Annotated in this window: 20 protein-coding genes; 9 read left to right on the forward strand and 11 right to left on the reverse strand. The window is 66.2% G+C overall.

Features of this window, described 5'->3' with window-relative positions:
• Nucleotides 1-75: 75 nt before the first annotated feature.
• Nucleotides 76-3,561, forward strand: coding sequence for a NosD domain-containing protein (locus E2N92_RS11750; RefSeq protein WP_220681337.1), 3,486 nt, complete (start codon nucleotides 76-78; stop codon nucleotides 3,559-3,561).
• On the opposite strand, the gene E2N92_RS11755 is transcribed toward E2N92_RS11750, so the two are convergent.
• The gene (locus E2N92_RS11755) at nucleotides 3,542-4,123 is read right to left on the reverse strand and encodes a GNAT family N-acetyltransferase (RefSeq protein WP_220681338.1); all 582 of its coding nucleotides are present in this window, start codon (nucleotides 4,121-4,123) and stop codon (nucleotides 3,542-3,544) included. The genes E2N92_RS11750 and E2N92_RS11755 overlap by 20 nt on opposite strands.
• On the reverse strand, nucleotides 4,105-4,470 hold the full coding sequence (locus E2N92_RS11760) for a hypothetical protein (RefSeq protein WP_220681339.1): 366 nt from the start codon (nucleotides 4,468-4,470) through the stop codon (nucleotides 4,105-4,107). The genes E2N92_RS11755 and E2N92_RS11760 overlap by 19 nt, the downstream gene beginning before the upstream one ends.
• Before the next feature lie 68 nt (nucleotides 4,471-4,538).
• Here E2N92_RS11760 and E2N92_RS11765 point away from each other — a divergent pair, with 68 nt between their 5' ends.
• Nucleotides 4,539-4,943, forward strand: coding sequence for a nuclear transport factor 2 family protein (locus tag E2N92_RS11765; RefSeq protein ID WP_220681340.1), 405 nt, complete (start codon nucleotides 4,539-4,541; stop codon nucleotides 4,941-4,943).
• A gap of 142 nt (nucleotides 4,944-5,085) precedes the next feature.
• Here E2N92_RS11765 and purB read toward each other — a convergent pair whose 3' ends face one another.
• On the reverse strand, nucleotides 5,086-6,426 hold the full coding sequence (gene purB, locus E2N92_RS11770) for an adenylosuccinate lyase (RefSeq protein WP_220681341.1): 1,341 nt from the start codon (nucleotides 6,424-6,426) through the stop codon (nucleotides 5,086-5,088).
• Between the two features lie 593 nt (nucleotides 6,427-7,019).
• Between purB and E2N92_RS11775 the strand changes: the two genes are divergently transcribed.
• A complete protein-coding gene (locus E2N92_RS11775; protein WP_220681342.1) occupies nucleotides 7,020-7,448 on the forward strand; it encodes a hypothetical protein in 429 nt (142 codons plus the stop codon).
• A 13-nt stretch (nucleotides 7,449-7,461) separates the two neighbouring features.
• Here the strand turns inward: E2N92_RS11775 and E2N92_RS11780 are convergent, their stop codons facing one another.
• From E2N92_RS11780 to acsB, 6 genes are read right to left on the reverse strand one after another with little or no spacing between them, the layout of a single operon-like run.
• The gene (locus tag E2N92_RS11780) at nucleotides 7,462-8,202 is read right to left on the reverse strand and encodes an ATP-binding protein (RefSeq protein ID WP_220681343.1); all 741 of its coding nucleotides are present in this window, start codon (nucleotides 8,200-8,202) and stop codon (nucleotides 7,462-7,464) included.
• A complete protein-coding gene (locus E2N92_RS11785) occupies nucleotides 8,199-9,221 on the reverse strand; it encodes a uroporphyrinogen decarboxylase/cobalamine-independent methonine synthase family protein (RefSeq protein ID WP_220681344.1) in 1,023 nt (340 codons plus the stop codon). The genes E2N92_RS11780 and E2N92_RS11785 overlap by 4 nt, the downstream gene beginning before the upstream one ends.
• Nucleotides 9,209-11,128: an ASKHA domain-containing protein gene (locus E2N92_RS11790; RefSeq protein WP_220681345.1), complete on the reverse strand. Its 1,920-nt coding sequence runs from the start codon at nucleotides 11,126-11,128 to the stop codon at nucleotides 9,209-9,211. The genes E2N92_RS11785 and E2N92_RS11790 overlap by 13 nt, the downstream gene beginning before the upstream one ends.
• The gene (acsC, locus tag E2N92_RS11795; RefSeq protein WP_246589211.1) at nucleotides 11,129-12,454 is read right to left on the reverse strand and encodes an acetyl-CoA decarbonylase/synthase complex subunit gamma; all 1,326 of its coding nucleotides are present in this window, start codon (nucleotides 12,452-12,454) and stop codon (nucleotides 11,129-11,131) included.
• Complete coding sequence (locus tag E2N92_RS11800) at nucleotides 12,451-13,368, reverse strand: acetyl-CoA decarbonylase/synthase complex subunit delta (RefSeq protein WP_220681347.1); 918 nt, start codon at nucleotides 13,366-13,368, stop codon at nucleotides 12,451-12,453. The genes acsC and E2N92_RS11800 overlap by 4 nt, the downstream gene beginning before the upstream one ends.
• An 11-nt stretch (nucleotides 13,369-13,379) precedes the next feature.
• Nucleotides 13,380-15,401: an acetyl-CoA decarbonylase/synthase complex subunit alpha/beta gene (gene acsB / locus E2N92_RS11805; protein WP_220681348.1), complete on the reverse strand. Its 2,022-nt coding sequence runs from the start codon at nucleotides 15,399-15,401 to the stop codon at nucleotides 13,380-13,382.
• Nucleotides 15,402-15,514: 113 nt separating this feature from the next.
• On the opposite strand from acsB, the gene E2N92_RS11810 reads away from it, so the two are divergent.
• Genes E2N92_RS11810 through mobA form a run of 4 tightly spaced genes read left to right on the forward strand, consistent with a single transcriptional unit; the run spans nucleotide 15,515 to nucleotide 19,533 of the window.
• A complete protein-coding gene (locus E2N92_RS11810) occupies nucleotides 15,515-17,533 on the forward strand; it encodes an ATP-dependent DNA helicase (RefSeq protein WP_220681349.1) in 2,019 nt (672 codons plus the stop codon).
• Nucleotides 17,534-17,539: 6 nt separating this feature from the next.
• On the forward strand, nucleotides 17,540-17,974 hold the full coding sequence (locus E2N92_RS11815) for a methylated-DNA--[protein]-cysteine S-methyltransferase (RefSeq protein ID WP_220681350.1): 435 nt from the start codon (nucleotides 17,540-17,542) through the stop codon (nucleotides 17,972-17,974).
• A 35-nt stretch (nucleotides 17,975-18,009) separates the two neighbouring features.
• Nucleotides 18,010-18,927, forward strand: coding sequence for a ketopantoate reductase family protein (locus E2N92_RS11820; protein WP_220681351.1), 918 nt, complete (start codon nucleotides 18,010-18,012; stop codon nucleotides 18,925-18,927).
• Nucleotides 18,928-18,930: 3 nt separating this feature from the next.
• Nucleotides 18,931-19,533: a molybdenum cofactor guanylyltransferase gene (mobA, locus tag E2N92_RS11825; protein ID WP_220681352.1), complete on the forward strand. Its 603-nt coding sequence runs from the start codon at nucleotides 18,931-18,933 to the stop codon at nucleotides 19,531-19,533.
• Nucleotides 19,534-19,862: 329 nt separating this feature from the next.
• Here mobA and E2N92_RS11830 read toward each other — a convergent pair whose 3' ends face one another.
• Entirely contained in the window at nucleotides 19,863-20,657 is a 795-nt protein-coding gene (locus tag E2N92_RS11830; protein ID WP_246589212.1) for a dihydroorotate dehydrogenase electron transfer subunit, read from the reverse strand.
• The gene (locus E2N92_RS11835) at nucleotides 20,650-21,546 is read right to left on the reverse strand and encodes a dihydroorotate dehydrogenase (protein WP_220681353.1); all 897 of its coding nucleotides are present in this window, start codon (nucleotides 21,544-21,546) and stop codon (nucleotides 20,650-20,652) included. The genes E2N92_RS11830 and E2N92_RS11835 overlap by 8 nt, the downstream gene beginning before the upstream one ends.
• A gap of 51 nt (nucleotides 21,547-21,597) precedes the next feature.
• Between E2N92_RS11835 and E2N92_RS11840 the strand changes: the two genes are divergently transcribed.
• Nucleotides 21,598-22,464, forward strand: coding sequence for a malate dehydrogenase (locus tag E2N92_RS11840; protein ID WP_220681354.1), 867 nt, complete (start codon nucleotides 21,598-21,600; stop codon nucleotides 22,462-22,464).
• Complete coding sequence (locus E2N92_RS11845) at nucleotides 22,464-24,917, forward strand: DNA-directed DNA polymerase (RefSeq protein ID WP_220681355.1); 2,454 nt, start codon at nucleotides 22,464-22,466, stop codon at nucleotides 24,915-24,917. Before E2N92_RS11840 ends, E2N92_RS11845 begins: the two co-directional genes overlap by 1 nt.
• The last annotated feature ends 2 nt before the right edge of the window (nucleotides 24,918-24,919 follow it).

Below are 24,919 nucleotides of genomic sequence, written 5' to 3' on the forward strand. Positions count from 1 at the left end.
ATAAACCGTACTACACTCGTCCATTTCTTCGGCATACTCCTGCTTGCCCTCGCCCTCGCCCTCGCCTCGCCGCCGGTGGCTGCAGCCGAAGTGACGGTCAACCCCGGCGAGAGTATCCAGGCGGCGATCGACGCTGCCGCTGCCGGCGACGTCGTCCTCGTCGGCACCGGCACCTATGACGGGGCCGTGACCGTGAACAAACGCCTCACTCTCACGAGCACCGAGGGTGCGATCGTGAACGGCAAAATTTCCCTCACCTCCACCGCCGACGGTGCGGTGCTCGAAGGTCTCGCCGTGAACGGCGTTGTGGTCGACCATGCCGACGACGCCGTCGTACGGGGGTGCACCGTAAGGGACAGCAGTGACGGGGTTCGCATCACATACTCGACGAACTGCACCGTGGAAGGATGCACGGTGGGGGGCACCATCCCTGGCGACGGCATCTACCTCTCCTGCGCTGGCCAGCCCAGGATCCTGGACAACCAGGTGACCGGGTGTGGAGGTTTCGGGATCATGCTCATACAAGATTGCCCCGACGGTATCATCTCAGGAAACACTGTCCGGGACTGCAACGAAAGAGGCATCCAACTCCAGTCCGGGTGCCAGGGTTCTGTGGTCGAATCCAACACCTGCTCAGGCAATGACGGTGGTTTCAGGGTCAGTGGATGCACCGGCACGACCACCGTCCTGAGGGACAACACCGTCATTGGAGACCGAAACATCGCGGTCAACCTGGAGGGTGTGAACTCTGTCATCATCGAGAATGTGACGGTGAAGGACGGGAAGTACGGCATTTTCCTCACCAATGTCGAGAATACCACACTCACCAACAGCACCTTCACCGGGCTCACCGGATATGGACTGTTTGTTTACCACGGCTCTTACGCGACGAACTCCCTCATCGCCAACAACTTCTTCAACAACACCCAGAACCTCTGTATCCGGGATGGCTACGTTATGACCGGCACCCGCTGGAACATGACGAAGACCGCCGGTGAAAACATCCGCGGCGGTTCGTTCCTCGGCGGCAACCTCTGGCTGACGCCCACGGGCACGGGTTTCTCCCAGACCCGCGCCGACTTCGACCTCGACGGGATCTGCGACGAGGGCTACGATCTTGGGAACGGGTGCATCGATTCCCTTCCGCTCCAGAACGGCGGGCCGTCGGCGAACTTCAGCGTGGCACCGTCGAGCGTGATGACCGGCGTGCCGGTCTTCTTCAACGACACCTCGGTGGGCGACCCCACCTCATGGTCATGGACATTCGGCGGGGAGACAGAGACCACCCGGAACGTCACCCGCACCTACGGGAACGCGGGCACCTACCAGGCGACGCTGACGGTGGAGAATGAGTTCGGGACGAACACCACGACCCACACGTTCACTGTCGAACCCTACACCATCCAGGGCGCGGTGGACGCCGCCTCTGAGGGCGACGTCGTCCTCGTCCCCGCCGGCACCTATAACGAGGACGTGACGGTGGACAAGAACATCACCCTCAGGGGGAACGAGGGCGCGACAGTGAACGGCGGCATCACGATCACCGCCGACGGTGCGAACGTCGAAAACCTCACCGTCAATGGGGTTATCTCTGTCGACGGGGCCGATAACGCCGTGGTGCGGGGATGCATCGTGCGGGACGGAAGTGACGGGGTTCGCATCACATCCGCGGCGAACTGCACCGTGGAGGAGTGTACGCTGAGCAGTATGGGTGGCAACGGCATCAGCCTCTCCTCCGCAGGCCAGTGTCGGATCCTGGACAACCAGATGACCGGATGTGGGGGTTTCGGGATTATTCTCTATTCCAATTGCCCTGGTTGTTTCATCTCAGGGAACACTGTCCAGGACTGCAAGGAAAGAGGCATTCAACTCCAGTCCGGATGCCAGGGCTCTGTGGTTATCTCAAACATCTTTTCAGGCAATAATGGCGGTTTGAAAGTCTATGGGTGCAAGGGGCAGACGACGATCCTGAGAGACAACACTCTCCTCGAGAATAACTACTATGGAGTCAGCCTGGAGAAGGCGGACTCCGTCATCGTCGAAAACGTCACGGTGAAGGGCGGGACGTCCGGTATTTCCCTCACCAATGTCGAGAATATCACGCTCACCAACAGCACCTTCACCGGGCTCACCAGTTGTGGACTGTCTGTTTACCCCCGTTATTCCGCGACGAACTCTCTCATCGCGAACAACCTCTTCAACAACACGTGGAATGTCTATATCCCGGATACCTCAGACCTGACCGGCACCCGCTGGAACACCACAAAGACCTTCGGGAAAAACATCCACGGCGGCCCCTTCCTCGGCGGCAACCTCTGGCTGACGCCTGAGGGAACCGGGTTCTCGGAGACCCATGAAGATCTCAATGGCGACGGGATCTGTGACGAGGGCTACGACCTCGGCGAGGGATGCATCGATGCCCTCCCGCTCCACACCTGCATCCCGACCGCGAACTTCACCGCCGCCCCGACCGGCGGCAGCACCCCGCTTGAGGTGCAGTTCGCCGACGCCTCGTACGGTGTCCCCTTCCTCTCCCGTTCATGGGACTTCGGGGACAACAGTCCCGCGGTCGACCATACCCGCCCCACCCATATCTTCTCGACCAACGGCACCCACCAGGTCACCCTGACGGTCACGAACGCCTTCGGGAGCAGCACGATGACAAAGACGGTCACCGCCCTCGACCCGCCGAAGGCAAACTTCACCGTCACGCCTGCGGGAGGGAACGCTCCCCTCACGGTTGCATTCACCGATGAATCGACGGGCTGTGTCTTCAGCCGTGTCTGGGACTTTGGAGACGGTTCGATCTCGACCGAAGAGCGCCCATCCCACACCTACGCATCAGCCGGCACCTACACGGTCTCTCTGAATGTCAGCAACCCGTACGCCTCGAACTCGACGATGCTGAAGAACTGCATCACGGTTGAGTCGCCGGGCGTGAGCGGCGGTGGTAGTGGTGGAGGCCGCTCGCCCGCATCGGCCGGTGCGGCAAGCAAGATCCCGGCCGGCGGGCACGCCTCCTTCGAGGTCCGTGACTCGGCGATCCACGAGGTGAAGGTGACCGCCGCTGAAGCGGTCTCGCATATCCTGGTCACCGTCGAACCGACCGCAAAGCCGCACAGTATCGAGGCCCCGGCCAATGCGGTCTATGAATACGACGAAGTGATGCTGTACCACACCACCGACGAGGCCCTTGCCGGCGCCGACCTCGACTTCACGGTTCCAAAGACGTGGCTCGAAGAGCACGGCGCCGGTCCCGATGACGTGACACTGTACCGCTACCACGACGGCGCGTGGCACGCCCTCCCCACCCGCATCATCGCCGAGGACGAGCACCGGTACTCTTTCACCGCCACATCGCCCGGCTTCTCGCTCTTCGCGATCGGAGTCGATGCGTCCGGGCCTGCGCCGCCGGTGACACCCGCGGAGACCGCGACCCCCCTCCCGGTCACGACCCCGGTCACCACGGCGACCACCGCCCCGCAGCAGAGTCCGCTCCCGTACGGGTTTGCGGCCCTTGCCGCCGGTGCCGCCCTCCTCCTCAGGGGAAGGCGGGAATAAACTCCTCTTTTTTCCAGCCCCAGCGGATCTTCCTCTCCCACTGCGCCCTGGTCAGGTCGTAGCGTACCCTGACGCCTCCCTCCTCCTCCCCCGCAGGGGTGAAGCCGAGCCGTCTGAGGAGACGGATCGATTGCGTCAGGTCGGCGTACGTCCTGGCAAAGACGCATGTCACCTCAGGATCGTCGAAGGCCCACCTGATGAGAGCGGCCGCCGCCTCGGACGCATATCCCCGGCCCCTGCACCCCGGCAGGAGCGAGTACCCGATCTCGACCCTCCCCTCGACGGAAGGGCGGCCGACAAACCCGCACCCCCCGACGAGCATCCGGCGGTCGCCCCCGGTGCAGACGAGGTACCAGAGGTTCCAGCCCTCGCTGAGCGGGTCGGCCCTGAGCATCGAGAGGAAGGGTGATCGCGCCTCCCTGATCATCTCGGGCGGCCAGTCGGCCGGGACATCTGCCTCCAGGAGTGCGGCGAGCGCCCCATGGTCGGTGAGGTCGAGGTCGAGGTGGCCGGGTGTGGCCGGGACCAGTTCGAGCCGTTCGGTCAGGAGGGAGGATGGCATGAAGTACGCCTCTTCCTGCTTGATGAAAAGGTTTTGGAAATGTGGTGGCCGGTGGTGTGAACCGGGGCGACTCTGATCGGTCCTCTCCCGGCAGCGAGTTTGAGCATGGCGTCGGGCTTTCGGAGATCCTCGGGCGAGAAGATGCGGGAGGGCGGTTGAACTGCGCTCACACCCGGAAATGGTGAGGGTTTACCATGAGTTATCCCAAAAACCTGAAGCTGTTTCTGAAGTCCGGTGTCGTTCAAGAGATTGCTACCGCACCCCTCGACCATCTTCGTCGTGGGTGGTCCGCGGGCGGCACGATGCTCGATCTCTGTTCGTTCACCGGTCACGAGGAGGAGGATCACGGATTGATCCTTTTGCGCCCTTCACAGGATCAGGAAAGGCTAACTCCTGGCTGTTCGATCCTGTACCGATGTCTCTCAGTGCAAAGACGCGTGATGCGGTGACGAAGACGATGTACGCCTACGCCTCCGCGTACGGCCGAAAGGACGTGGACGGCGTTGCGGTACTGCTGGCGCCCGAGGTGATCGGGATCGGTTCGGAGAAGGGAGAGTGGGTGGAAGGGCGCGACGAGTACGTCTCGGCCATCGTCCGTGAATGTGCAGCTTTCGACGACATCTCGCTCGAATACGGCGGCCTCAGGATCGCGGCGGACGGGATCATCGCCTGGGTGGCGACGCCCTTCGAGATGACGGTCACGGTCGGGGAGACGGTGCGGCACCTGAACGGTCGCCTGACCGCCGTCCTGATGAACACCTGGGACGGATGGCGCTTTGTCCAGACACATTTTTCCGTGCCCGAGGGCGGGGAGGAGTGAGGAGTGGTGGCCCTGTATTCCGGTGTCTTGTGCGGGGGTTTGCACTGCCCGACCCTCTCAGGATAGCCGGGGGTATGGCTGGAGGGGATGCGGATCCTTCTCTTATCCCCATCAAAACCGCATAATCTTGAAAAAAATAGGTTCAGGCCGCGAGGGGCCTGAGTTTCGCGACGACACGCTCGACCTGCTCGACCGCGGTGCCGATATAGTTGTCAGGGTTGAGGAGGGCGGCGATCTCCTCGGAGGAGAGGACGGCCGCGACCTTCGGGTTCTCTTCGAGGACGCCGGCGATGTTTCTCTTCTCTGCAAGGGCGGTCATGCTCGCCACGCGGACGGCCTCGTGGGCGTCCTGCCTGCCCAGACCGCGCTTGGTCAGTTCGATCATCACCGACTCGGCCAGGTTCACGCCGTGGAGGAGGTCGAGGTTCTTCCTGATGTTTTCCTCCCTGATATTGAGGCGGTCGAGGACGCCGGTCATCACGTTGAGGATGTGGTCGGCGAGGACCGAGGCCTCGGGGAAGACCACCCGCTCGCAGGAGGAGTTGGTGAGGTCGCGCTCGTCCCAGAGGGTGTTGTTCTGGAGGGACGGTTCGACCATTGCGCGGACGATCCTGGCCAGGCCGCAGACCTGCTCGCTCTTGATCGGGTTCCTCTTGTGCGGCATCGTCGATGACCCGACCTGCTTTTTGCCGAAGGCCTCCTCGACCTCGGCGAGTTCGGTCCGCTGTAAGGACCTGATCTCGACCCCGATCTTGTCCAGGGTCGTGGCCATGTTCGCGAGGAAGAGGACGTACTCGGCATAGCGGTCGCGGGAGATCACCTGGTTCGAGACGTCGACCGCGGTGAGGCCGAGATATTCCATCATCGCGGGCTGCACCTCAAGCCCCTTTGTCCCCAGGGCCGCCTGCGTCCCGACGGCGCCGGTGAGCTGCCCGACGGCGACCCGCGGCCGTATCTCGCGGAGACGCTCGATGTGCCTGCCGACCTCGCTTGCCCAGATCGCGAACCGCAGCCCGTACGTCGTCGGCACGCCGTGCTGGCCGTGGGTGCGTGCGACGCAGACGAGGTTCTTCGTCTCCTCGCTCCTGCGGAGGAGGACGGCAAGGAGCCGCTGGAGTTTCTCCTCGATCAGGTCTATCGCCGCCTTCATCTGGAGCCCGGTGGCGGTGTCCAGGATGTCGTTCGAGGTGGCGCCGAAGTGTATCCAGCGTCCGGCGTCGCCGCAGACCTCGGTGACCGCCTTGACGACGGCCATCATGTCGTGGTTGATCTCGGCCTCGATCTCGTTTGCCCGTGCGAGGGTGGCCTCGCCCGCGCACTGCTTGATCGTCGCCGCGGCGTCGGCCGGGATGACCCCGCACGTCGCCTCGGCCTGTGCAAGCGCGACCTCTGCCGCCACAATGCACCTGAACCGGTTCTCTTCGCCCCAGACGCTCTTCATCTCGGGCGTGCCGTACCGGTAGTCTATCGGGTGGATCGCCATGGGGAATAGTGTGGACGCCTGGCGATAAAAGGGGTGTGCGTGGGGGAGGGAGCGGCCGGTCGTGGGGAAGACGATATGGTCTCAGAAGCGGGAGCGGCGAAACCCTATCAGGGGGGGGCATTGAATGGGAACACCACTCTATCGCCGCCCCTCCCCGATCTTCGCCTCCGGGAGGAGGGCCGAAGGGAGTCGAGAAAATCGGCTGTGTAGAATCAGGCATGAGGCGAGCGCCCCGCCTCAAGCATACGCAATGAAAATATCAGATCAGATCTGGATCGGTTCTTGACCCTTATCCCTGCGTTCGAGGAGCGAATCGGAGTCAAGCATCGTGCCGCCCCCCGGCTATCTTCGTCGTGGGGGGCCCGGGGGGTTTCCCCCCGGCGCGAGACAGCAGGGAAATCTCGACGATTGGGGGCGGCAGATCCATCAGAGGGATTTTCTATCCTCTGCGTATCGGCTTCAAATGGATATGACGAGTTCAAACGCTCATGCAAACCTGAAGAGAGGATCGTCAGGATCATTTTCATGGTAAACCCTCGCCAATTCTTGGTGCGAGTGCGATTCGTCGAAGAGAACCATCAAGATGATTTACCATGAAAATCATCCAGACGTTCAGTTCTGGAGGTATGGATGAGAATTTGAACACACAGAGATTCCTCATACCTGATATGCGGAGAACAAAACCGCCTTCAGAACGATCAATCCTCTGCCTTCCCGGCTCAATCTTCATCCCGGGGGTCCGGGCGGCAAGCGCCCCCGGCATGGTGTTGTGGGAAGGCGTGATGATCAGGCGTGCCGCCCTCATCGCACGATCTTTCCTGCCGTCTCGCGAGAAGATAGACGAGGGGCGGCGATGGAACACGATCCTCTCCGACTCTTCTCTCTTGAATAAAAGCGATCAAGCAACGGGAAATTTTCATCCCGTATGCTTGAGCCCGGGGCTCATGCAAAATTCTACAAAGCCGATTTTCGGCTCTGTAGACTCTCTCCTGAAGCGAGAGCACGCCCTTGCGATGGTGTGATCCCGGCAGGGATTCATCCGCATCTCTCCATCACCCACCGGCCAAGCCCTTCCACCGCCGCCCTCGCCGGACTCTTCGGCGGGACCGAGATGACCGGGCGGCCCGCGACGTCGGCCTCCTCGACCGCCGGGTCGTACGGGACGACGGCGGCGAGGGGGAGGGGGCCGGCCGCCACCGCCTCGCCCTTCGAGCGGTTGACGACCAGGAAGATCCTCTCCTCGTCGAGGCCCAGGGCGACAGCGAGGTCCCGGATCCGCAGGGCGGTCCGCAGGCCGCGGGCCGAGGGGTCGGAGACGATGAGGAGGAGGTCGGGCGCCCCGACGGTGCCGCGGGAGATATGCTCCATCCCTGCCTCGGCGTCGATGACGACGCACCGGTAGTCCTGCACCAGCGAGTCGACGCACTCGCGGAGGAGATCGTTGGCGAAACAATAGCACCCGGTCCCTTCAGGTCTGCCCATCGCCAGGAGGTCGAAGCCCCCGGCCTCGACGAGCACCCGCCTGAACCGGTAGCCGATGTAGGCCCGCCGGTCCATTCCCGGCGGGATGTTCCTGGTGAACGCCTCCTCCCGCATCGTGCCGAGGGTCTCCTCGACGGCGACCCCCATCGCCTCGTGGAGGTTGGCGTTCGGGTCGGCGTCCACCACGAGGACCGGGCGCACGCCGGCGACGACGAGGGCGTCGACCAGCAGGGCGGCGAGCGTCGTCTTCCCGGTCCCGCCTTTCCCGGCGATCGCGACGGTGCAGGGGTTCATCTTCCCCCCTCCCGCGCCCTGCGGGCGACCGCCGCGGCGGCCTCCATGATCGCCTCGGCCCCCGCGTCGTCCGTCGCCCTGATCCCGCAGGTCGGCGTGACCAGCGAACGGTCGACGAAGGTGTCGTCGCCGACCAGGTCCGCGACCGTCCGCCTGATCGCGGCGAAGCGCCCGTGGATGCGGTCGAGTTCCCCGGCGTCCGGCGCCGGGCGGTCGGCCGGGACCACTCCCCATGCGACGACCCCGCCCCCTTCGAGGTACGCCGCCAGGTCGTCGCCGTACAGGAGAAACTCGCGGGCATGGGCGTGGGCGTCGAAGGAGACGAGGGACGGAGAGAGGGAGAAGACGAAGCCCCAGTCGGTGTTCGCGCAGCAGTGGATACCGACGCCTCCTTCGAGGAGGGCGGCGACGTCGGCGAAGGAGGAGCGGACCGTCTCCTCGTCCAGGGGGACGACCGGCGAACCGAGGGCGGTGAGGTAGGGCTCGTTGAGCACCACGACCGTCGGCACCCCGTGCGCCTGCATCCTCTCCTCGAACCACCGCGTCCGCAGGGCGAGCGCCTTTCCCAGGACGTCGGCGTACGCCCCGTCATAGTGGACAGGCCGGCGCTCTGCGTCCACCGCCTGCATCCCCATCGTCGCCGGGCCGGTGACCTGGCACTTCAGGAGAGCGGCGCCGGAGAGGTCGTACGCCATCAGGCGGTGGAAGCCCGAGGCCGTCGCCGCCGATGCGGCGTACCCGGCGTACCGCTCCTCCAGGTAGTCCATCAGCACCGCCTCCATCGCCTCGTCGGCGGCGGTGTCGACGGTCACTTTCCCGTCGCGGACCTCCGCACCGGGCAGGCACTCCGCCTCCGCCAGGACGATCGCCTCGAGGGGGTTTTTGTTCGGGAGGGTCGGGGCGTACGGCACCTCGGGGAAGGCGGCGAGGACCGCCCGGCAGGCGGCGTCGGGGTCGCGGTGCGGCAGGGCGCCGACCCCGGTCGCCCGCAGTCCGGCCGCGGGGATCACGCCTGCCATTGCCCCCACCTCTTTCGCAGCCTGCACTCTTCGAGCATCCTCTGCACCGTCGGGAAGAGGGCGAGGTCGGTGTGCGGGAGGAAACAGCTCTGCGTGTACCGGTCCATGAACCCCGGGTCCGCGTTCAGTTCGATATAGGTGACCGTCCGTGCGATCCGGTCGAGGGCCTTCCTCCGCTCGCGGCTGACGAGGGCCTGGTTCGCCCCGGTGATCGCCCCGTTCCCGAGGTTTTTCACCCGCTCGAGGGGCACCTCCGGGATGAGGCCGATGGTGACGGCGTTCTCCTTCTCGATGTAGTTGCCGAAGGCCCCTGAGAAGAAGACGTTGGCGAGGTCGTCGTGGCCGATCCCGGCCGCGTCCATCAGGGTGATGCAGGCCGCGAGCACCGCCGCCTTGCTCATGATCAGGTTCCTGATGTCGTGGCCGGTGATCACGATATCTTTCCCCGCCCCGCTCTCCTCCTCCCAGGCGACGACGTACTCCGGGAAGTGGCGCCCCATCCGTATCCGCGGGTGGTCGATGCCGGTGTCGATCTGGCCGGTCCGGTCGATGACGCAGGCGCGGATCAGGCCGGCGAGGAGGTCGATCAGCCCTGAACCACAGATGCCGACCGGCGGGACGCGGTTGATCGTCTCGAAGGCGGGTTCGAGGGTGGCCTCGTCGATCCGCACCCGCTCGATCGCCCCCGGGTTCGCCCGCATCCCGAAGAGCACCTCCCCACCCTCCAGGGCCGGTCCGGCCGCCCCGGCGCAGGCGAGCATCCAGTCCCGCCCGCCGAGGACCGCCTCGAAGTTGGTGCCGATGTCGATGAGGAGCGAGACCTCGTCCTGGTCGGCCATCCCTGACGTGAGGATGTCGGCGACGATGTCGCCGCCGATGAAGTTCGAGACCGCGGGGAAGGTGAAGACCCCGGCGGTCGGGGCGACGGCGAGGCCGAGGCGCTGCGCTGTCGTGGTGAACGTCCGCCTCACCACCGGGACGTAGGGTTCGGCGATCATGTAGGCCGGGTCGATGCCGAGGAGGAGGTGGGTCATCACCGTGTTGCCGGCGACCGTCACCTCGTAGATGTCCTCGAGATCGATCCCGGCGGCGTCGGCCGCGGCGGTGAGCGCGGTGTTGATGCTCACGGCCGCGAGTTCCTGGAGGTGGCCGGTGCCGTTCTTCTTCGCGTAGTTCACGCGGGAGAGGATGTCCTCGCCGCAGGAGATCTGCCGGTTATAGTTCGAGGCCGTCGAGAGGACGCGGCCGCCGGCGAGGTCCCAGAGGTAGGCGACGACCGTCGTCGTCCCGAGGTCCACCGCCGCCCCGTACAGCCGCGCCCGGGTCTCCCCTTCCTCGACGTTGATGAGGCGGTAGCCGCCGGGCACCAGGGCGACCGTCGCCGTGCACCGCCACCTGCCGTGGCGGAGGACGACCGGGATCTTCCTGAGCATCTCGAGAGGTGCGTAGATCTTCGTCGCCGCCGGTCCGCCGCTGTGCTCCACCCCTTCGAGGAGCCGCGCCAGGTCTGCCGAGGGGTCGTCCAGGGTGGGCGGGGCGAGCGTGAGGGCGTACTTCCGCACCGACGGGCTGACCGGGACGTCGAGGGGTCGGGCGTCCACCAGGATCTTCTGTTCCTGCACCAGGGTCCGCGCCGGGACCTCGATGCGGGCGTCGCTGAAGACCCGGGTCTGGCAGGCGAGGCAGGCGCCGGCGTCGAGTTCAGCGGTCTCGAAGAGGACGCCGAACTTCTCCCGGTCAAAGATCGTCTCCCCGCTCTCGACGCGGACGATGCATTTGCCGCACTTCCCCTGCCCGCCGCAGACGACGTTCATCACGAGTCCGGCCTTCTGCGCCGCTTCCAGCACCGTGGCGCCCTGTGTGACCCGGGCCTTCCGGTAGCCAGGGAGGAAGGTGACGATCGGCATCTATCCCTCCGTCTCCGTCTCCAGGAACTCCCCGATCTCCGCGGCGTCGCGCGGCCCGACCCGCACCGTCCATCCGGTCGCCTCCTCGATCCTCCCCGAGAGGGGCGCTGCGAAGCCCGGGATGACGATGGTGCGGTGGCCCACGGTCCCGGCAAGGTCCGTGGCCTCGATCGCTTTTTTCACCACCTCTTCATCGAGTTTTCCGCCGGCGACCGCCGTCAGGACCGAGAGCCCCGCGGTGTCCACGACGAAGAGGTAGCAGGGAACCTTCGCGGCCTCCAGGTAGCCAAGGAGGGTGAAGTAGGTGAGGGAGAAGTTCACCGAGAGGAGGACGGGTGCGTCCCTGCCGGGATTGTTCACCGGGTAGATGCCGGGCGCCACCTGGATGGGTTTCTGCGGGTCGGTGTAGATGTTCTGGCGGAGAGTGAGGGCGGCGAGGAGGGAAGGGTGCGGCAGGGGCGGGACGGCGATGACGCCGGCATACCTGAGGATCCCGGCGGCGAGGGCGGCGTCGGTGCCGAGGGGCACGGTGTCCAGGTAGAGGGGGTACCCGAGGTCTGGCGCCGCCCTCGTCACGGCGTGCTCCCGGAGGTGCGAGGCCCGCGCCACGAAGTCCCCCATCGTCCGCGGCGCCGGGTCCAGGAGGACGGCCGGGGCGCCGGCGGCGGTGCACTGAGCGGCGAGGTCGGCGAGTTTCACCTGGGTTTCTGCCCGCACGACGAGCGGGCACCCGTAGCGCTTTGCGAGGGCCGCCATCTCCGCGTGGTTCTCCGTCGTCGCCGCGTGGATGAGGGGGAGGAACTGGCCGCAGACCCGGAGGGCCGCCTCATGAGCGGCGGGGTCGGCGGCGATGAGGAGGCGGGGGAGGTCGCCGCACTCCCCGACGGCCATGGCGGCCGCGGCAAAGCGGTCGGGATCGCCGCTCTCGCACCTGAGCGCGATCCCGTCGAGGGTCAGGTCCTGCCCGACCCGGTGGACGACGAAGTCCCGCACCTCCTCCGCGGTCCTCCTGATCTCCGCCACCGGCGAGGTGTCGGCGGCGCAGACCATGATGCCCGGGCGGTGGTAGAAGGTCTTCTCGTGCCTGAACATCACGATCTCCTCTCCGACGGTGAAGGAGCGGGCGCCGACGCCGACCGTCACCGCCCGCACCGGCGGCCTGGTCGCCCCGCCGAGGAGGGCCTTCGTCTCCTCGTCCAGGTACGGACAGCGTTCGGGTTCGACGCCGCCGGCGGCGAGTTTCATCGCGAAGGCGAGGCAGGTCGGGAACCCGCACTCCTTGCAGTTGGTCTTTGGCAGGAGTTTGTAGACTTCGAGCGCCTTCATGGCCATCCCGCTCCCTCCCAGAGGTCGGCGACCGCTTCTTTGAGCACCCCGACGGTGCGGGGGTGGCGGACGCAGACGATCCCGGCGCCGGCCACCGCCGCGGCGAAGGCGGCATAGAACTCCCACTCCACTGCCGTCCCGGCCCGCTCTTCGTCAGGGGCCTCGCGCACTTCCTTTACCGTGAGAGAGTCCTGGGCGGCGCTGATCATCGGCATCGCCAGGTCGGCGTCGCCCGCGAGGGCGGCGGTGCGGACCCGCTCCATCACCGAGTACGAGTATTCGAAGCCGTACCCGAGGGCGCCGGTATAGGGGTCGATGACGATCCGGTCGTGCGACACGCCGGTCTCCCGGAGCAGGATGTTCAACTGTTTTGCCAGGTTGATGTCGATCGGGGTCTGGGCGACGACGGCGTGGCCGTAGGCAAGGGCGGCGGCCGCGACCGAGCGGTAGCGCTCGGCCTCGGCCGTGCCGAGGAGGAGACGCTCCCCCTCGCCGGCCTCCCCGCACCGCCTGAAGACCTCGGTGTCCAGGGCCGGGTCGGCGCTCCCCTCGACGACGAGAGGGAGGCCGGTGGCGGCGAGCACCTCCTCGACCGCCCGCCCGGCCGCCGCAGGGTCGTCGAAACCCCGTCGCCGCGTGCTCGTCAGGACGAGGCGGACCAGGTCGGCGTTCCACCACTCTTCCGCCGCCCTCGCCCATCCGGCGAGGTCGCCGGCAAGGTCGCCGACCTCCTCCAGCACGACCGCCGGCCAGAGGGCCGGGTCGTCGCAGATCTCCAGGGCGACCAGCGGCCTGCTCCCCGCGTCGCCCATGCCCGGCAGGGCCGATGCCCCGCCGATGCGGTACGACCGCGTCCTCGTCCCTCCTTCCGTGCGGGTGGCGCCGACCGCCACCTCCGTGATCCGTTCTGTCATGCTCCCTCCCCTCAGATGATCGGGTCCATCGCCAGCGCCGGGTGGCCGGCCTTCTCCAGGAAGGCGACGAGGTCCTCCAGGGTCGTCGCCGTCCGTTCGTCCGCGATCCGCTCGAAGAGGTCGGGCATGCCGCGCTCCCCGAGCACCTGCCGCAACCGCTCTCCCAGTTCCTCTTTGAGGTGGGCGGGCATCCAGACCACCCGTGCGATCCCCCCCTCGGCCCTGAGGAAACGGTTCGAAAGGATGTAGTTCCTGGAGATCCCGAGGAACCCCGGCGTCTGCGCCCCGCCCCCGATCGTCCCGGCCAGGGTGGAGAAGGTCATGCCAAGAGGCGTCTCGCCCCTGTACTCCCTGGTGACGATCACCACCCCATTCGTCTCGGGAAGCACCGCGGCCACCGCCTCGAAACACCCGCAGGCCGTCATCGGGTACTCCATCATCCCGTACAGGCAGACCCGGTCCACCGTCCCGTGGGAGGCCTGCTTCACGAACCGGTTCACCCCGGCGAACTCGCCCGTGAGGTCGTCGACGATCTCTCCCTTCTCCACGGGCTGGTTTGCACCCGCCGGGGCGATCTCGTGGGCGATCCGGGCGTCCAGCCAGGTGATCGCCCCGCAGAGGGCCGGACGCTCGGGCGTGATGATGCAGACATGGTTGGGGGCGAAGGTCTGGCAGAGGGTGCATGAGTAGAAGAGGCCGGCGTCTTCGTCCTTCATCCCGGCGATCCGCTCGTCTCTCTGCCAGTAGACCTCCTCGGCCTCCGGGCGGGCGGCGAGGACCGCGGCCTCGTCGGTGATCAGCGTCACCGCCACGGCGTCGAGGAGGTCGGGGAAGTCGGCCCTGAACCGCCCGGCAAGGAGGGTGCCGAGGTGCCTGATCCGCACCCCCTTCGCCACCGCCTCCTTCGAGAGGCGGACCCAGATGAGGTCGCGCTGGGCGACGTGCCAGGAGCCCTCGCCGTAGTTGAGGAAGGTGTGGACCCGTCTCTCCAGCACGGGTTCGTACTCCTTCTTCATCCGTTTCCCGGCGACGTCCACCATGACGGCCAGGGGCAGGGCCGCGCCCGCGGCCACCTCGTCGGCCTCGGGCCCGATCACCGTCACCTCCCCGTCCTCCACCTCGTCGGGAGGCCGCATCCGCAGGAGTTCGAAGGCCGGGGTCCGCCCGCCCCCGAACTCGAGGTGCATCTCCTCTTTGCGGATGCTCTTCCCCTCGAAGGCTGGGGAGCAGGCCATCGGGATCGGGATCGCCGTCACCTTCACCCTGATCTCCCGCAGGTCCCGGCCGCGGCCGGCGGCCTCGCCGGCCTCCACCGCCACCCACTCGCCGCCCTCGTAGCCGTCGACCGAGAGCACCGGGATGCCGAGGGGGCGGAGGGCGTCGAGGACCGCGACCTCCTCTTCGGAGAGGCCGGGGAAGGCGACGACAAAGGCTTTTGCCCGTTCCCGTGCATAGGCCAGCAGGCGCCCGGCGTCGCCGGCCTGCACCCCGCCGAACATCATCGCCACCCGTGCGAGGATGTCGGCGAAGTGGACGGCCGCCATCCCGCCGGGCCCCAGGGGGACGAGACGGTACCCCGGCCCGACCTTCACGCCCGCCGCCGTGAGCGCCCCGGTCACCCCGCCGGCAAGGAAGGTGAGCATGTACGTCTCCTGCAGTTCCCGGCAGACCGCCGCGGCGGCGTCGGCATGTTCGGGCGTGCCGACCAGGAGGGCGAGGCCCAGGATGCTCCCGTCCACCAGGGAATACCCGAGCCGCCGCAGTTCGGTGTCGCCGAGGAACCCGGTGTACGGCGCCTCCTCCACCCCACCCCCGGCAAACGCCCTGACACACTCCGCGGCCACCAGCGGATTTTTTCCGGAGGCCAGGTACGCCGCCCGCGCCTCGTCGGCCCCGGTCACCCGCATCCCGGTCAGGGCATAACTCACCGGCAGGGCATAGGCCGTCTCCGCATAGGCGGCCTCCCCTTCCAGTCCGGCAATCGCGCTCTCCAGCCGTTCATTCCCCTGAGGGACGGCCATCGCCAGGTCCATCCTTTCGTCTCCCCCCGCCCTGCCGTCGGCATCCGGGTAGATATACCTGACGGCAAGGCCCCATCCCGGGCCCACCCAATACTACATCATGCCGGGCGACCAAGACGTAGTGAATGGACCCGCTTGAAGACTGGTTCCCGTATCCGTCCTTCCGCCCGAACCAGAGGGAGATGCTGGAGTTCGCCGCCGAGACCGCGCGCGACGGCGGGATCGCGATGATCGACGCCCCCACCGGCAGCGGGAAGTCGAGCGTCGTCTCCGCCCTCCTCGCCGCCCGCGGCAGAAAGAGGGTGGTCGTGGCGGTGCGGACCATCTCGCAACTCGCCACCTTTATCCGAGAACTCGAACTGGTCAGGAAGGTGAAGCCCACCCTCACCTTCGCGTACCTCGTCGGAAAAAGTTCGATGTGTCCGCTCGGCGGGGAAGGCGATCCCTACCGGCGGTGCGAGGCGGTCAAGGCCTTCTCCTCCTCGCTGATGCGCGAGCAGGCGCACAAGGGGTCCCTGGTCCCGACCGAGGATAAGGTGATCAAGGAGCAGATCAGGAAGATGGACCCAGAGCACCCGCTCATCTGCCCGTACTTCATCAAGAGCCGGGTCTTTGTGAAGGACAGCGAGGAGGCCGGGCTGCGGATGGGGCCGTCCGGAGCGCTGCGCGACCGGGCCAACCGCGTCCGGCGGGAAGGGATCCCCCCCGAGAGCCTCAACGCCTTCTGCCGGGGACTCTGTCCGTACGAGACGATGATGCAGGCGGCCCGCGGCGCCGACGTCCTCATCTGCAACTTCCACCACCTCTTCAACGACGACGTGAGGGACCAGCTGTACGCCAACCTCGACATCGAGCCCGAAGACGTCCTCCTCCTCATCGACGAGGCCCACAACTGCGGGGACGTCGTCGAGGGGATCCAGAGCGTCGTCCTGGAAGCCAGGGTGCTGGAAGGGACGATGACCGAACTGGCCCACCTTTCGAAGAACATGAAGTCGGTGAACGCCGTCAGGCAGATCCTCCCCAATGTCTCGCGTTTCATGGAGGACCTCAAGCGTTCGCCCAAGGACGAGGACTGGTTCGACCCGGCGATCTTCCACCGGATGGCGATCAAGGGCTCGCTGTACAAGGGGCTTGAAGAGGTCGTCGAGGACCTCTCCAGGATCGCCGAACGGGTTTCCGAGAAGAACAAGAACGCCGGGATCTACAAGGAGAGCGCGGTCGAGCAGTTCTCTGAGTTCATGTACCGCGTCTACCGTGCCGGCGCCGACCCGACCTTCCTCACCCTGTACCGCTCCTCCGAGGGCGTGGTCGAACTCGAGGTGCGAAACATCGACCCGAGCGGGAAGATGCGAGAGATCTGCGAGGCCCATGCCGGCGCCGTCCTCATCTCAGGCACCCTCTCCCCCCTCGACGCCTACCGGAAATACTTCTTCGGCGACGTCGAGGTCCGCACGCAATCTCTCCCGAACAGTTTCCCGCGGGAGAACCGGCTGCTCGCCTGCGCCGACGACGTCACCACCGCCTACCGGATGCGCCGCGATCCCAAAAACACCGAGCGGATCGTCGGCTACATCCGGGCCTTCGCCCAGGCGCCTGGCAACCTGGCCGTCTACTTCCCCTCGTACCAGCTCCTCAACACCTATGCCGAGGCCTGCGGGAGCCGGGTCAACGGCAAGAAGGTCTATGTCGAGCCCAGGGAAGCGGGCGAGGCGACGGCGGCGCTGAGGGAGTTCGTCGGTCTCCCCGAGCGCGGGAAGGCCGGGATCCTCTTTGCGGTCTGCGGCGGCAAGTGGAGCGAGGGCCTCGACTACCGCGGCGAGATGCTGCGCGGGGCGATGGTCGTCGGCCTCCCGCTGGCGCCGTACAACAATGTCCGCCGGATGGTCATCGACTACTACAAACACAAGTTCGGGCGGGAAGGCGAGTTCATCTCGTACACCCTCCCGGCGATCAATAGGGCCACCCAGGCGCTCGGCCGGGTGCTCCGGACGCCGGAGGACGTCGGGGTGCTCGTCCTCGCGGAGCAGCGGTTCCTGGAGCAGGGAGTGCGGGACGGGCTGCCGCCCTGGATGCAGCAGGAGATGGAGCGGTGCGGGCTCGAGGGCTTCAGGCGCCTGGTGCTCCAGTGGAAAGGCCGGCGGTGAACGGGGTTGCGTGAGGGGAGCTGCCCCTTCGGGCTCTGGCACGTGCACGTCGCCTGGGAGGACGACCTCGTCTCCAGGGTGCGCTTCCTGCGGTACCCGGCGGCGGGCGGGGCGCCCGAGCAGTTCACCCGGTACCTTGCCGGCGACCCGAACGGGCTTGCGGGCCTCCGTTCGGTCGCCACCGAAGGCGAGAGCGTCTTTGCCCGGATCTACCGCGCGGTGCAGGCGGTGCCGTACGGCGAGACGACGACCTACGGCGAGGTCGCCGGCCGCGTCGGGACGGTGCCGCGGGTCGTCGGCACGGCGATGCGCCTCAACCCCACGCCGCTCCTCGTCCCCTGCCACCGTGTGGTGGCAAAAGACGGGCCCGGCGGTTTTTCCCCTGCTCTCGAATTGAAGCAGGCACTCCTCTCATTGGAGAGAGGAAAGCGGACATATTAAGAGCCGTGAGCGCCATAATTTGTAACGATTCTTCCATGAAAGTGCTGATACTCGGAGCCGGTGCAGTCGGACTCTCCCTCGCCGCCCGGCTCTCCGACCACTGCGATGTCCATGCCGTCTGCAGGCAGCGGCATGCCGATGCGATCGCCGAGCGCGGCCTGGTGCTGACCGGGCTCTGGGGCGAGGGTACGCACCGCTTCTCGGCCTCCGAGGAGGTGCCCGCCGGCGAGCGCTACGACTATATCTTCATCACTTCCAAGGCGCTTGCCACCCGCGCGATCTGCGAGCAGTTCGCCGACGTGATCAAGGACACCGAGACGGTCAGCCTCCAGAACGGGATCGGGAACGAGGAGATCGTCGCGGAGTATACCGACCGGGTCATCGGCGGCACGATCATCACCGGGTTCGAGTGGCGGGGCGACGCCCGCGTCCATGTTTCGGTGGTCGGTGGGCCGATGAAACTCGGGCGGTTCCCCGACGGTCCCGACCCGAAGGTGGACGCCCTCGTCGCCCTCGTCGAGAAGGCCGGCGTGCCGGTCGAGGGGAGCAGCCATATCAAGGGCGATCTCTGGGCCAAGACCCTGTACAACTCCTCGCTCAATCCCCTGGGCGCCCTGATGAACGTGCCGTACGGCAAACTCCTCCACCCGATGCCCTGGGGGATCATCGAGCATGTGGTCAGAGAGGCCTACGCGGTGATGGCCGAGGAGGGCGTCCGCGTCCCCTGGCCGACGGCCGACGACTACCTCGCCTATCTTCACGACGTCCAGGTGCCGAGCACCGCCGAGCACCACGCCTCCATGCTCCAGGACATCATGCACGGGCACCTGACCGAGATCGACTTCATGAACGGCGAGATCGCGGCCAGAGCACAGAAATACGGACTTGACGCCCCCTACAACGACTGCATCACCAGGCTGATGCATTTCCGCGAGTCGCTCCTGGAGCAGTGAGGGATGAGAACCGGGATCGTGCTGGTGGGCGGCGAGGCGCGTCGGGCCGGCGGGGTGGAGAAGTATTTCTTCGAGGTCTGCGGGCAGACGTTCATCGACCGCCTTCTCCAGACGCTCCGGGGCGTCGTCGACGAGATCGTCATCGTCGCCAGGAGCGAGGAGCAGTGCGCACGCTTTGCCGAATACCAGGACGTCCGGTGCATCGAGGATCTGCGAAAGGGCCTCGGCCCCATCGGCGGGGTCCATGCCGGGGCCCTCGCCGCCCACGGCGACGAACTCTTCGTCGTCGCCTGCGATATGCCATGCATCAACGGGATGGTCATCGAGGCGCTCTTCGGGATGATGGCGGGCTACGACGCCGCGATCCCCTGCTGGAACCGGGAGATGCTCGAGCCGCTCCATGCGGTCTACCGCCGTACCCCGCTTCTCGAGTACCTCCGCGACCACAAGAGCCGGTCCCTGCGGGCGATGGTCGAGGGCCTCCATCCCCGCTATGTCCCGGCCGAGTTGTTCAGGCCGATGGACCCCGACCTCCTCACCTTCATCAATATCAACCATATCAGCGACCTCGAACGCTTCAAGGCCGAGATCGAGCACCGGTTGTGAGAGAGGGAGCGATGAGGTGGATCGGGGGAGCATGATCCCCTGTCTTTGACTTTTTTCAGTTATTTTCCGGTAAAGGGGGTTCAGGTGGCTCTCGTCCCCTGAACCCCGCCCTGATGGCGATAGGTGGGGGACGGCAGAGTGGCGGATTGAGGGGAGTGTACTTTCGCCTCTTCAGCGGTGTGCCGTCCCCCTCCTATCCTCATGATACGAGGGTTCGGGTCTCCCGAACCCTCGCCGCCGGCGAGAATTGGAGAACTCCCTCAACGAATACAACCGCTCCGCTCCCCTTCATCCCGCGCTCAAAAATGAAAAAGAAAGAAAGTGTTCGTTCACTCTTCCGCTTTCTTCGCCCACGGGAAGACGACCTTGCTGCCGGTGGCGTCCCGTGCATAGCGTCCGAACTCCGACTCCAGCAGGTCGGCGCCGGTGAAGACCGGACCGTCCCGGCAGACCCGCAGGCCGTGGGGGTCGGTGGCGCACGAACCGCAGACCCCGATCCCGCACTTCATGTACCGGTGGAGCGAGAACTGGCCGCGGTCGGCGACGCCGGCGGCGTGGAGACGTTCGAGCACCTTGAGCATCATGATCTCCGGGCCGCAGACGCAGATGTGGTCGTACGCCTCCAGGTCGATCTCGTCCATCAGGTCGGTGACCACCCCATGGTGGCCGGCCGTGCCGTCGTCGGTGGCGATCTTCAGGTTGGAAGAGGCGTTGATCACCGGGGCGAAGAGGAGTTCGTCGGCGGTCCGCGCCCCCAGCAGGAAGGTGCTCACCTTCCCCTCCACCGCGAGGTGGAGGAGCGGGGCGGCGCCGACCCCGCCGCCGATGGCCAGGGTCTTGCCGCTCACCGTGAAGCCGTTGCCCAGCGGCCCGCGGATCCCGAGGGCGTCGCCGGGCTTGAGGCAAAACATCGCCGTCGTGGCGTCGCCGACCTGCTGGACCGTGATCGAGGTCGCCGAGGAGAGGGCCATCGGCACCTCGTCGACGCCCGGCACCCAGACCATCACGAACTGGCCGGGCGAGGAGGGGATGCCTGGCTCGAAGTAGAAGGTCCGCACCGACGGCGTCTCCTCGACGACCGCCTTGACCGTCACCCGCACCGGGAGCATCGGGAGGTCAGACACGGTGCGCCACCCCCACGATCTCCTCGGCCGCCACCCCGTCGGCGGCGTACAGCCCGCGTGCGATCTGCTCGAAGACCCGCACCTCGTCGATGACCGCGCTCCCGACCTCGACGGCCTGCGCACCGGCCATCATCATCTCGACGACGTCGTCTGCCGTCGAGATCCCGCCGCACCCGACGATCGGGATCGAGCAGGCCTCGTACAGGTCCCAGACACACTTCACCGCGATCGGAAAGATCGCCTTGCCCGAGAGCCCGCCGCTCCGGTACCCCAGGACCGGCCGGCGCATCTCGGTGGAGATCCGCATCCCGCGCACCGTGTTCACCGCCACGATCGCGCTCGCCCCGCCCTTCTCGGCGGCCAGGCCGATGGTGGTGATGTCGGTGACATTGGGAGTGAGTTTCACCCAGACCGGCAGGCCGTGGGAGGCCACCGCCCGCGTGCACTCGAGCACCATCTCGGGGTCGGTCCCGATCGCCGCCCCGTAGCCGGCGGCGTGCGGGCAACTCACGTTCAGTTCAAAGCCGCGGGCCGTCCCCGTCCCGGCAAACCATCCGGCGACCTCCTTGAAGTCTTCCGGGTCCTTGCCGTAGACGCTCACGACCACGGGTTCGTCCTTGAGCGGTTCGATCTCACCGACAAACTCCTTCGAGGGGTTGGGCAGGCCCATCGCGTTGAGCAGCCCGCCCTCGGTCCTGACCAGGCAGGGACCGTGGTGGCCGGGGTTGGGCTCAGGCCCGATGGACTTGGTGACCACGCCGCCCGCCCCGAGCCTGAGCATCCGCCTGAGGGACGCACCGGTCGTCCCCAGCACCCCGGCCGCGAGGAGGAGATGGTTGTGAAGAGCGACCCCGCCGACCGTTATTTCGCCAGGTTGGAGGGAAATCATCCAGAAGAGATTGTGGTTATTTATTATTAGCATACCCATAGAAGAGATCATATGAGCAGCCTCGCAGTGATCGGAACCGGCCGGGTCGGGGGTGAAGTCGCATTTCTCGCCGCAGCATTGGGTCTTGCGGACGAACTCATACTCTGCGACGCCGTCAAGCCCCTCGAACGCGCGCAGGTCCTTGATATCAGTCATGCCGCCTATGACATCGTCATCGAGACCGATCCCGCCCTCCTGAGGGACGCAGACGTCTGCATCTTCACCGCGGGCCGGCCCCGCACCCCGGACGTGAAGACCAGGGCCGACCTCCTTACCGTCAACCTCCCGGTCATCGACGACTGCTGCCGGGCGTTGAAGGGGTTTGGCGGGGTGCTGATCACGGTCACCAACCCCATGGACGTGAACAACTACCTCTTCTCCCGCTGCCTCGACCTCGAACCCTCCCGGTGCGTCGGGTTCGGCGGCCAACTCGACAGCGCCAGGTTCGCCCTCAGGCTCGCGAAGGAGGGAATCGCGGACGGCCCGGCGTTTATCCTCGGCGAGCACGGGGAACACCAGGTCCCGGTCTTCTCCAGGCTCGGGACCGGGGTGCCGGTCGAGCGGCGCGAGGCGGTGCTCGCCTCCCTCCGCGGGGCGAGCATGGAAGTGATCAAGGGGAAGGGCGGCACGGCCTTCGGTCCTGCGGCCCATATCGCGCGGCTTGCCGGAGCGGTCCTCGACGACCGGCGGGACGAGGTCGTCCCGTGCTCGTGCATCGTCGACGGCGAATACGGGCTTTCCGGCCTTTCCATCGGTCTCCCCGCGAGGGTCGGGCGCGAAGGGATCGTGGAGATCGTCGAGTGGGACCTCGACGAGTGGGAGACGGCAAAACTGAACGAGGCTGCCGGCTTCATCAAGAAACTCTGCAGGGACGCGTAATGACCGAGAAACAGGCGACGCTCTTCGGCCCTGAGGCCGGTGGGGCGGGGGGGATGATCAGGTGTGCGATCAACCAGGTGGAGTACAATGTCTCGGGCGTCGGCCCGGTCATCCACGTCTTCGGGCGTGAACCGGACGGCCGGGCGGTCCATATCCAGGTGACCGGGTTTCGGCCGTACTTCTATGCGCCGGCCGAGGAGGTCGCCGAAAAGTCCCGTCTCCCCGAGGAGGTGACCGGGCAGGACGACGAGGCGTACCGCTCCATCAAGGGCGAGGCCCTGACCAGACTCTACACCAGCAAACCGACCGACGTCCGCAACCTCCGTGATCTCTTCACCCATCACTATGAGGCCGACATCCCGTTTGCGACGCGCTACCTCATCGACACCGGACTGACCGGCGGCCTGGAGGTCCCGGCCGAGGTCGTCGAGCATACCGAGGTGGCGCCGGCCGAGGTCGACGCCCCGGCCCGTCTCTGTTTCATCGATATCGAGTGCGAGGACGAACGCGGCTTCCCCGAGACCGACCGGGACGCGATCATCTGCATCACCTGCTGGGACTCCTTCGAACGCGACTACGTCACCTTCCTCTACCTCGCGGAAGGAACGCCCGCCGCCTTCTCAGAGGCCTGGGAGAAGACGAACGGGTGCTTCTGGAAAGGCGACGCCCGGCACACCCTCTGCCCCTACGAGACCGAAGAGGGGATGCTCCACGCTTTTGTCGCCTATATCAGGGACCGCGACCCCGACATCCTCTCGGGCTGGAACTTCACCGACTTCGACCTCCCCTACATCGTCCGCCGGATGAGCGCTCTGGGGCTCAGGCCCAACGACCTCTCCAGGCTCCCCGGTATGACCGAGCGGACGGCCGTGCGGGGCCGGGCGGTCTTCGACCTCCTCACCGCCTACCGCAAACTCCAGCCCAGCCAGAAGGAGTCGTACCGCCTCGACGCCGTCGCCGCCGACGAAGTCGGGGAACGGAAGGTCCGCTACACCGGGACGATCAGCGACCTCTGGCGGGACGACCCCGAGCGGCTCGTCGAGTACAACTGCACCGACGTCGAACTCTGCGTGAAGATCAACGAGAAGAACGATATCGTCGATTTCTACCGGATGATCGCGAGGTACGTCGGCGTCCCCCTCGACCGGACCCTCAACTCCTCCAATGTCATCGACATCTACATCCTGCGCCGGGCCCACGGCCGCTTCGTCCTCCCGTCGAAGGGGCATGTGCTGGCCGACGAGTTCGAGGGCGCCACCGTCTTCGAACCGACGCTCGGCGTGAAGGAGAACGTGGTGGTCCTCGACCTCAAGTCCCTGTACCCGATGGCGATGATGACCATCAACGCCTCCCCCGAAACGAAGGATCCGGCCGGAGAACTGAAGGCCCCCAACGGCGTGCGGTTCAAGCGGAGCCCTGACGGGCTGACCAGGACGATCATCTCCGAACTGATGGCAGAGCGCGATTCGATCAAGGCGCGCCGCAACGAGCACCCGTACGGCTCGCCCGAGTACCGCCTCCTCGACCTCCAGCAGGGGGTCATCAAGGTGATCATGAACACCTACTACGGGGTCTCAGGCTACTCGCGCTTCAGGCTGTACGATCGAGAGATCGGGGCCGCCGTCACCTCGGTGGGCCGGGCGATCATCAAACACACGCGCGACGTCATCACCGGCATGGGTTACGAGGTGCTGTACGGCGACACCGACTCGTGCATGGTCGAACTCCCGCCGGCCTCCCTGGAGGAGACGATCGCGCGGGCCCGCGCCATCGAGGAGCGCCTCAACGAGAGTTACGAGAGGTTCGCGAAAGAGACCCTCAACGCCGACCGGAACTACTTCTCCATCAAGTTCGAGAAGGTCTATGCCCGCTTCTTCCAGGCCGGCAAGAAGAAGCGGTACGCCGGCCACCTGGTCTGGAAGGAAGGGGTCGAGGCCGACACCGTCGACATCGTCGGGTTCGAGATGCGGCGCAGCGACTCGCCGCAGATCACCCGCAAGGTCCAGGAGGATGTGATCGCCATGATCCTCAGGGGCGCCCCGCTCTCCGAGGTGAAGACCTATCTCGGCGAGGTGATCAGGACATACCGCCGGGGCGGGTACTCCCTGGACGAGGCGGGCATCCCCGGCGGGATCGGGAAGGCCCTCGAGGACTACGAGACGAAGGACGCCCATATCAGGGGTGCGATCTACTCGAACACCAATCTGGGCACCGACTTCAAGCGCGGGAGCAAACCCAAGCGGCTCTATATCAAGCGGGTGACCGGGAAGTACCCGCAGACCGACGTGGTCGCCTTCGAGTACGCCGACCAGGTGCCGCCCGAGTTCGTCGTCGACTGGGAGACGATGCTCGAGAAGACGATCAAGCAACCGATCGCCAGGATCATCGAGCCCCTGGGGTGGACCTGGACCGACGTCGACCCTTCGAGGACGACGCTCTTCGACTTCGGGTGAGG

Origin of the sequence: Methanofollis formosanus, from assembly GCF_019633745.1 — an archaeon.
In the GTDB taxonomy this organism is placed as follows: domain Archaea; phylum Halobacteriota; class Methanomicrobia; order Methanomicrobiales; family Methanofollaceae; genus Methanofollis; species Methanofollis formosanus.

Bases quoted from the DNA above. Each gene is read 5' to 3' on its own strand.
- E2N92_RS11755 (WP_220681338.1), bottom strand. From the start codon at position 4,123: ATGCCATCCTCCCTCCTGACCGAACGGCTCGAACTGGTCCCGGCCACA.
- E2N92_RS11765 (WP_220681340.1), top strand. From the start codon at position 4,539: ATGTCTCTCAGTGCAAAGACGCGTGATGCGGTGACGAAGACGATGTAC.
- purB (WP_220681341.1), bottom strand. From the start codon at position 6,426: ATGGCGATCCACCCGATAGACTACCGGTACGGCACGCCCGAGATGAAG.
- E2N92_RS11775 (WP_220681342.1), top strand. From the start codon at position 7,020: ATGAAAATCATCCAGACGTTCAGTTCTGGAGGTATGGATGAGAATTTG.
- E2N92_RS11780 (WP_220681343.1), bottom strand. From the start codon at position 8,202: ATGAACCCCTGCACCGTCGCGATCGCCGGGAAAGGCGGGACCGGGAAG.
- E2N92_RS11785 (WP_220681344.1), bottom strand. From the start codon at position 9,221: ATGGCAGGCGTGATCCCCGCGGCCGGACTGCGGGCGACCGGGGTCGGC.
- E2N92_RS11790 (WP_220681345.1), bottom strand. From the start codon at position 11,128: ATGCCGATCGTCACCTTCCTCCCTGGCTACCGGAAGGCCCGGGTCACA.
- acsC (WP_246589211.1), bottom strand. From the start codon at position 12,454: ATGAAGGCGCTCGAAGTCTACAAACTCCTGCCAAAGACCAACTGCAAG.
- E2N92_RS11800 (WP_220681347.1), bottom strand. From the start codon at position 13,368: ATGACAGAACGGATCACGGAGGTGGCGGTCGGCGCCACCCGCACGGAA.
- acsB (WP_220681348.1), bottom strand. From the start codon at position 15,401: ATGGACCTGGCGATGGCCGTCCCTCAGGGGAATGAACGGCTGGAGAGC.
- E2N92_RS11810 (WP_220681349.1), top strand. From the start codon at position 15,515: ATGGACCCGCTTGAAGACTGGTTCCCGTATCCGTCCTTCCGCCCGAAC.
- E2N92_RS11820 (WP_220681351.1), top strand. From the start codon at position 18,010: ATGAAAGTGCTGATACTCGGAGCCGGTGCAGTCGGACTCTCCCTCGCC.
- mobA (WP_220681352.1), top strand. From the start codon at position 18,931: ATGAGAACCGGGATCGTGCTGGTGGGCGGCGAGGCGCGTCGGGCCGGC.
- E2N92_RS11835 (WP_220681353.1), bottom strand. From the start codon at position 21,546: ATGATTTCCCTCCAACCTGGCGAAATAACGGTCGGCGGGGTCGCTCTT.
- E2N92_RS11840 (WP_220681354.1), top strand. From the start codon at position 21,598: ATGAGCAGCCTCGCAGTGATCGGAACCGGCCGGGTCGGGGGTGAAGTC.
- E2N92_RS11845 (WP_220681355.1), top strand. From the start codon at position 22,464: ATGACCGAGAAACAGGCGACGCTCTTCGGCCCTGAGGCCGGTGGGGCG.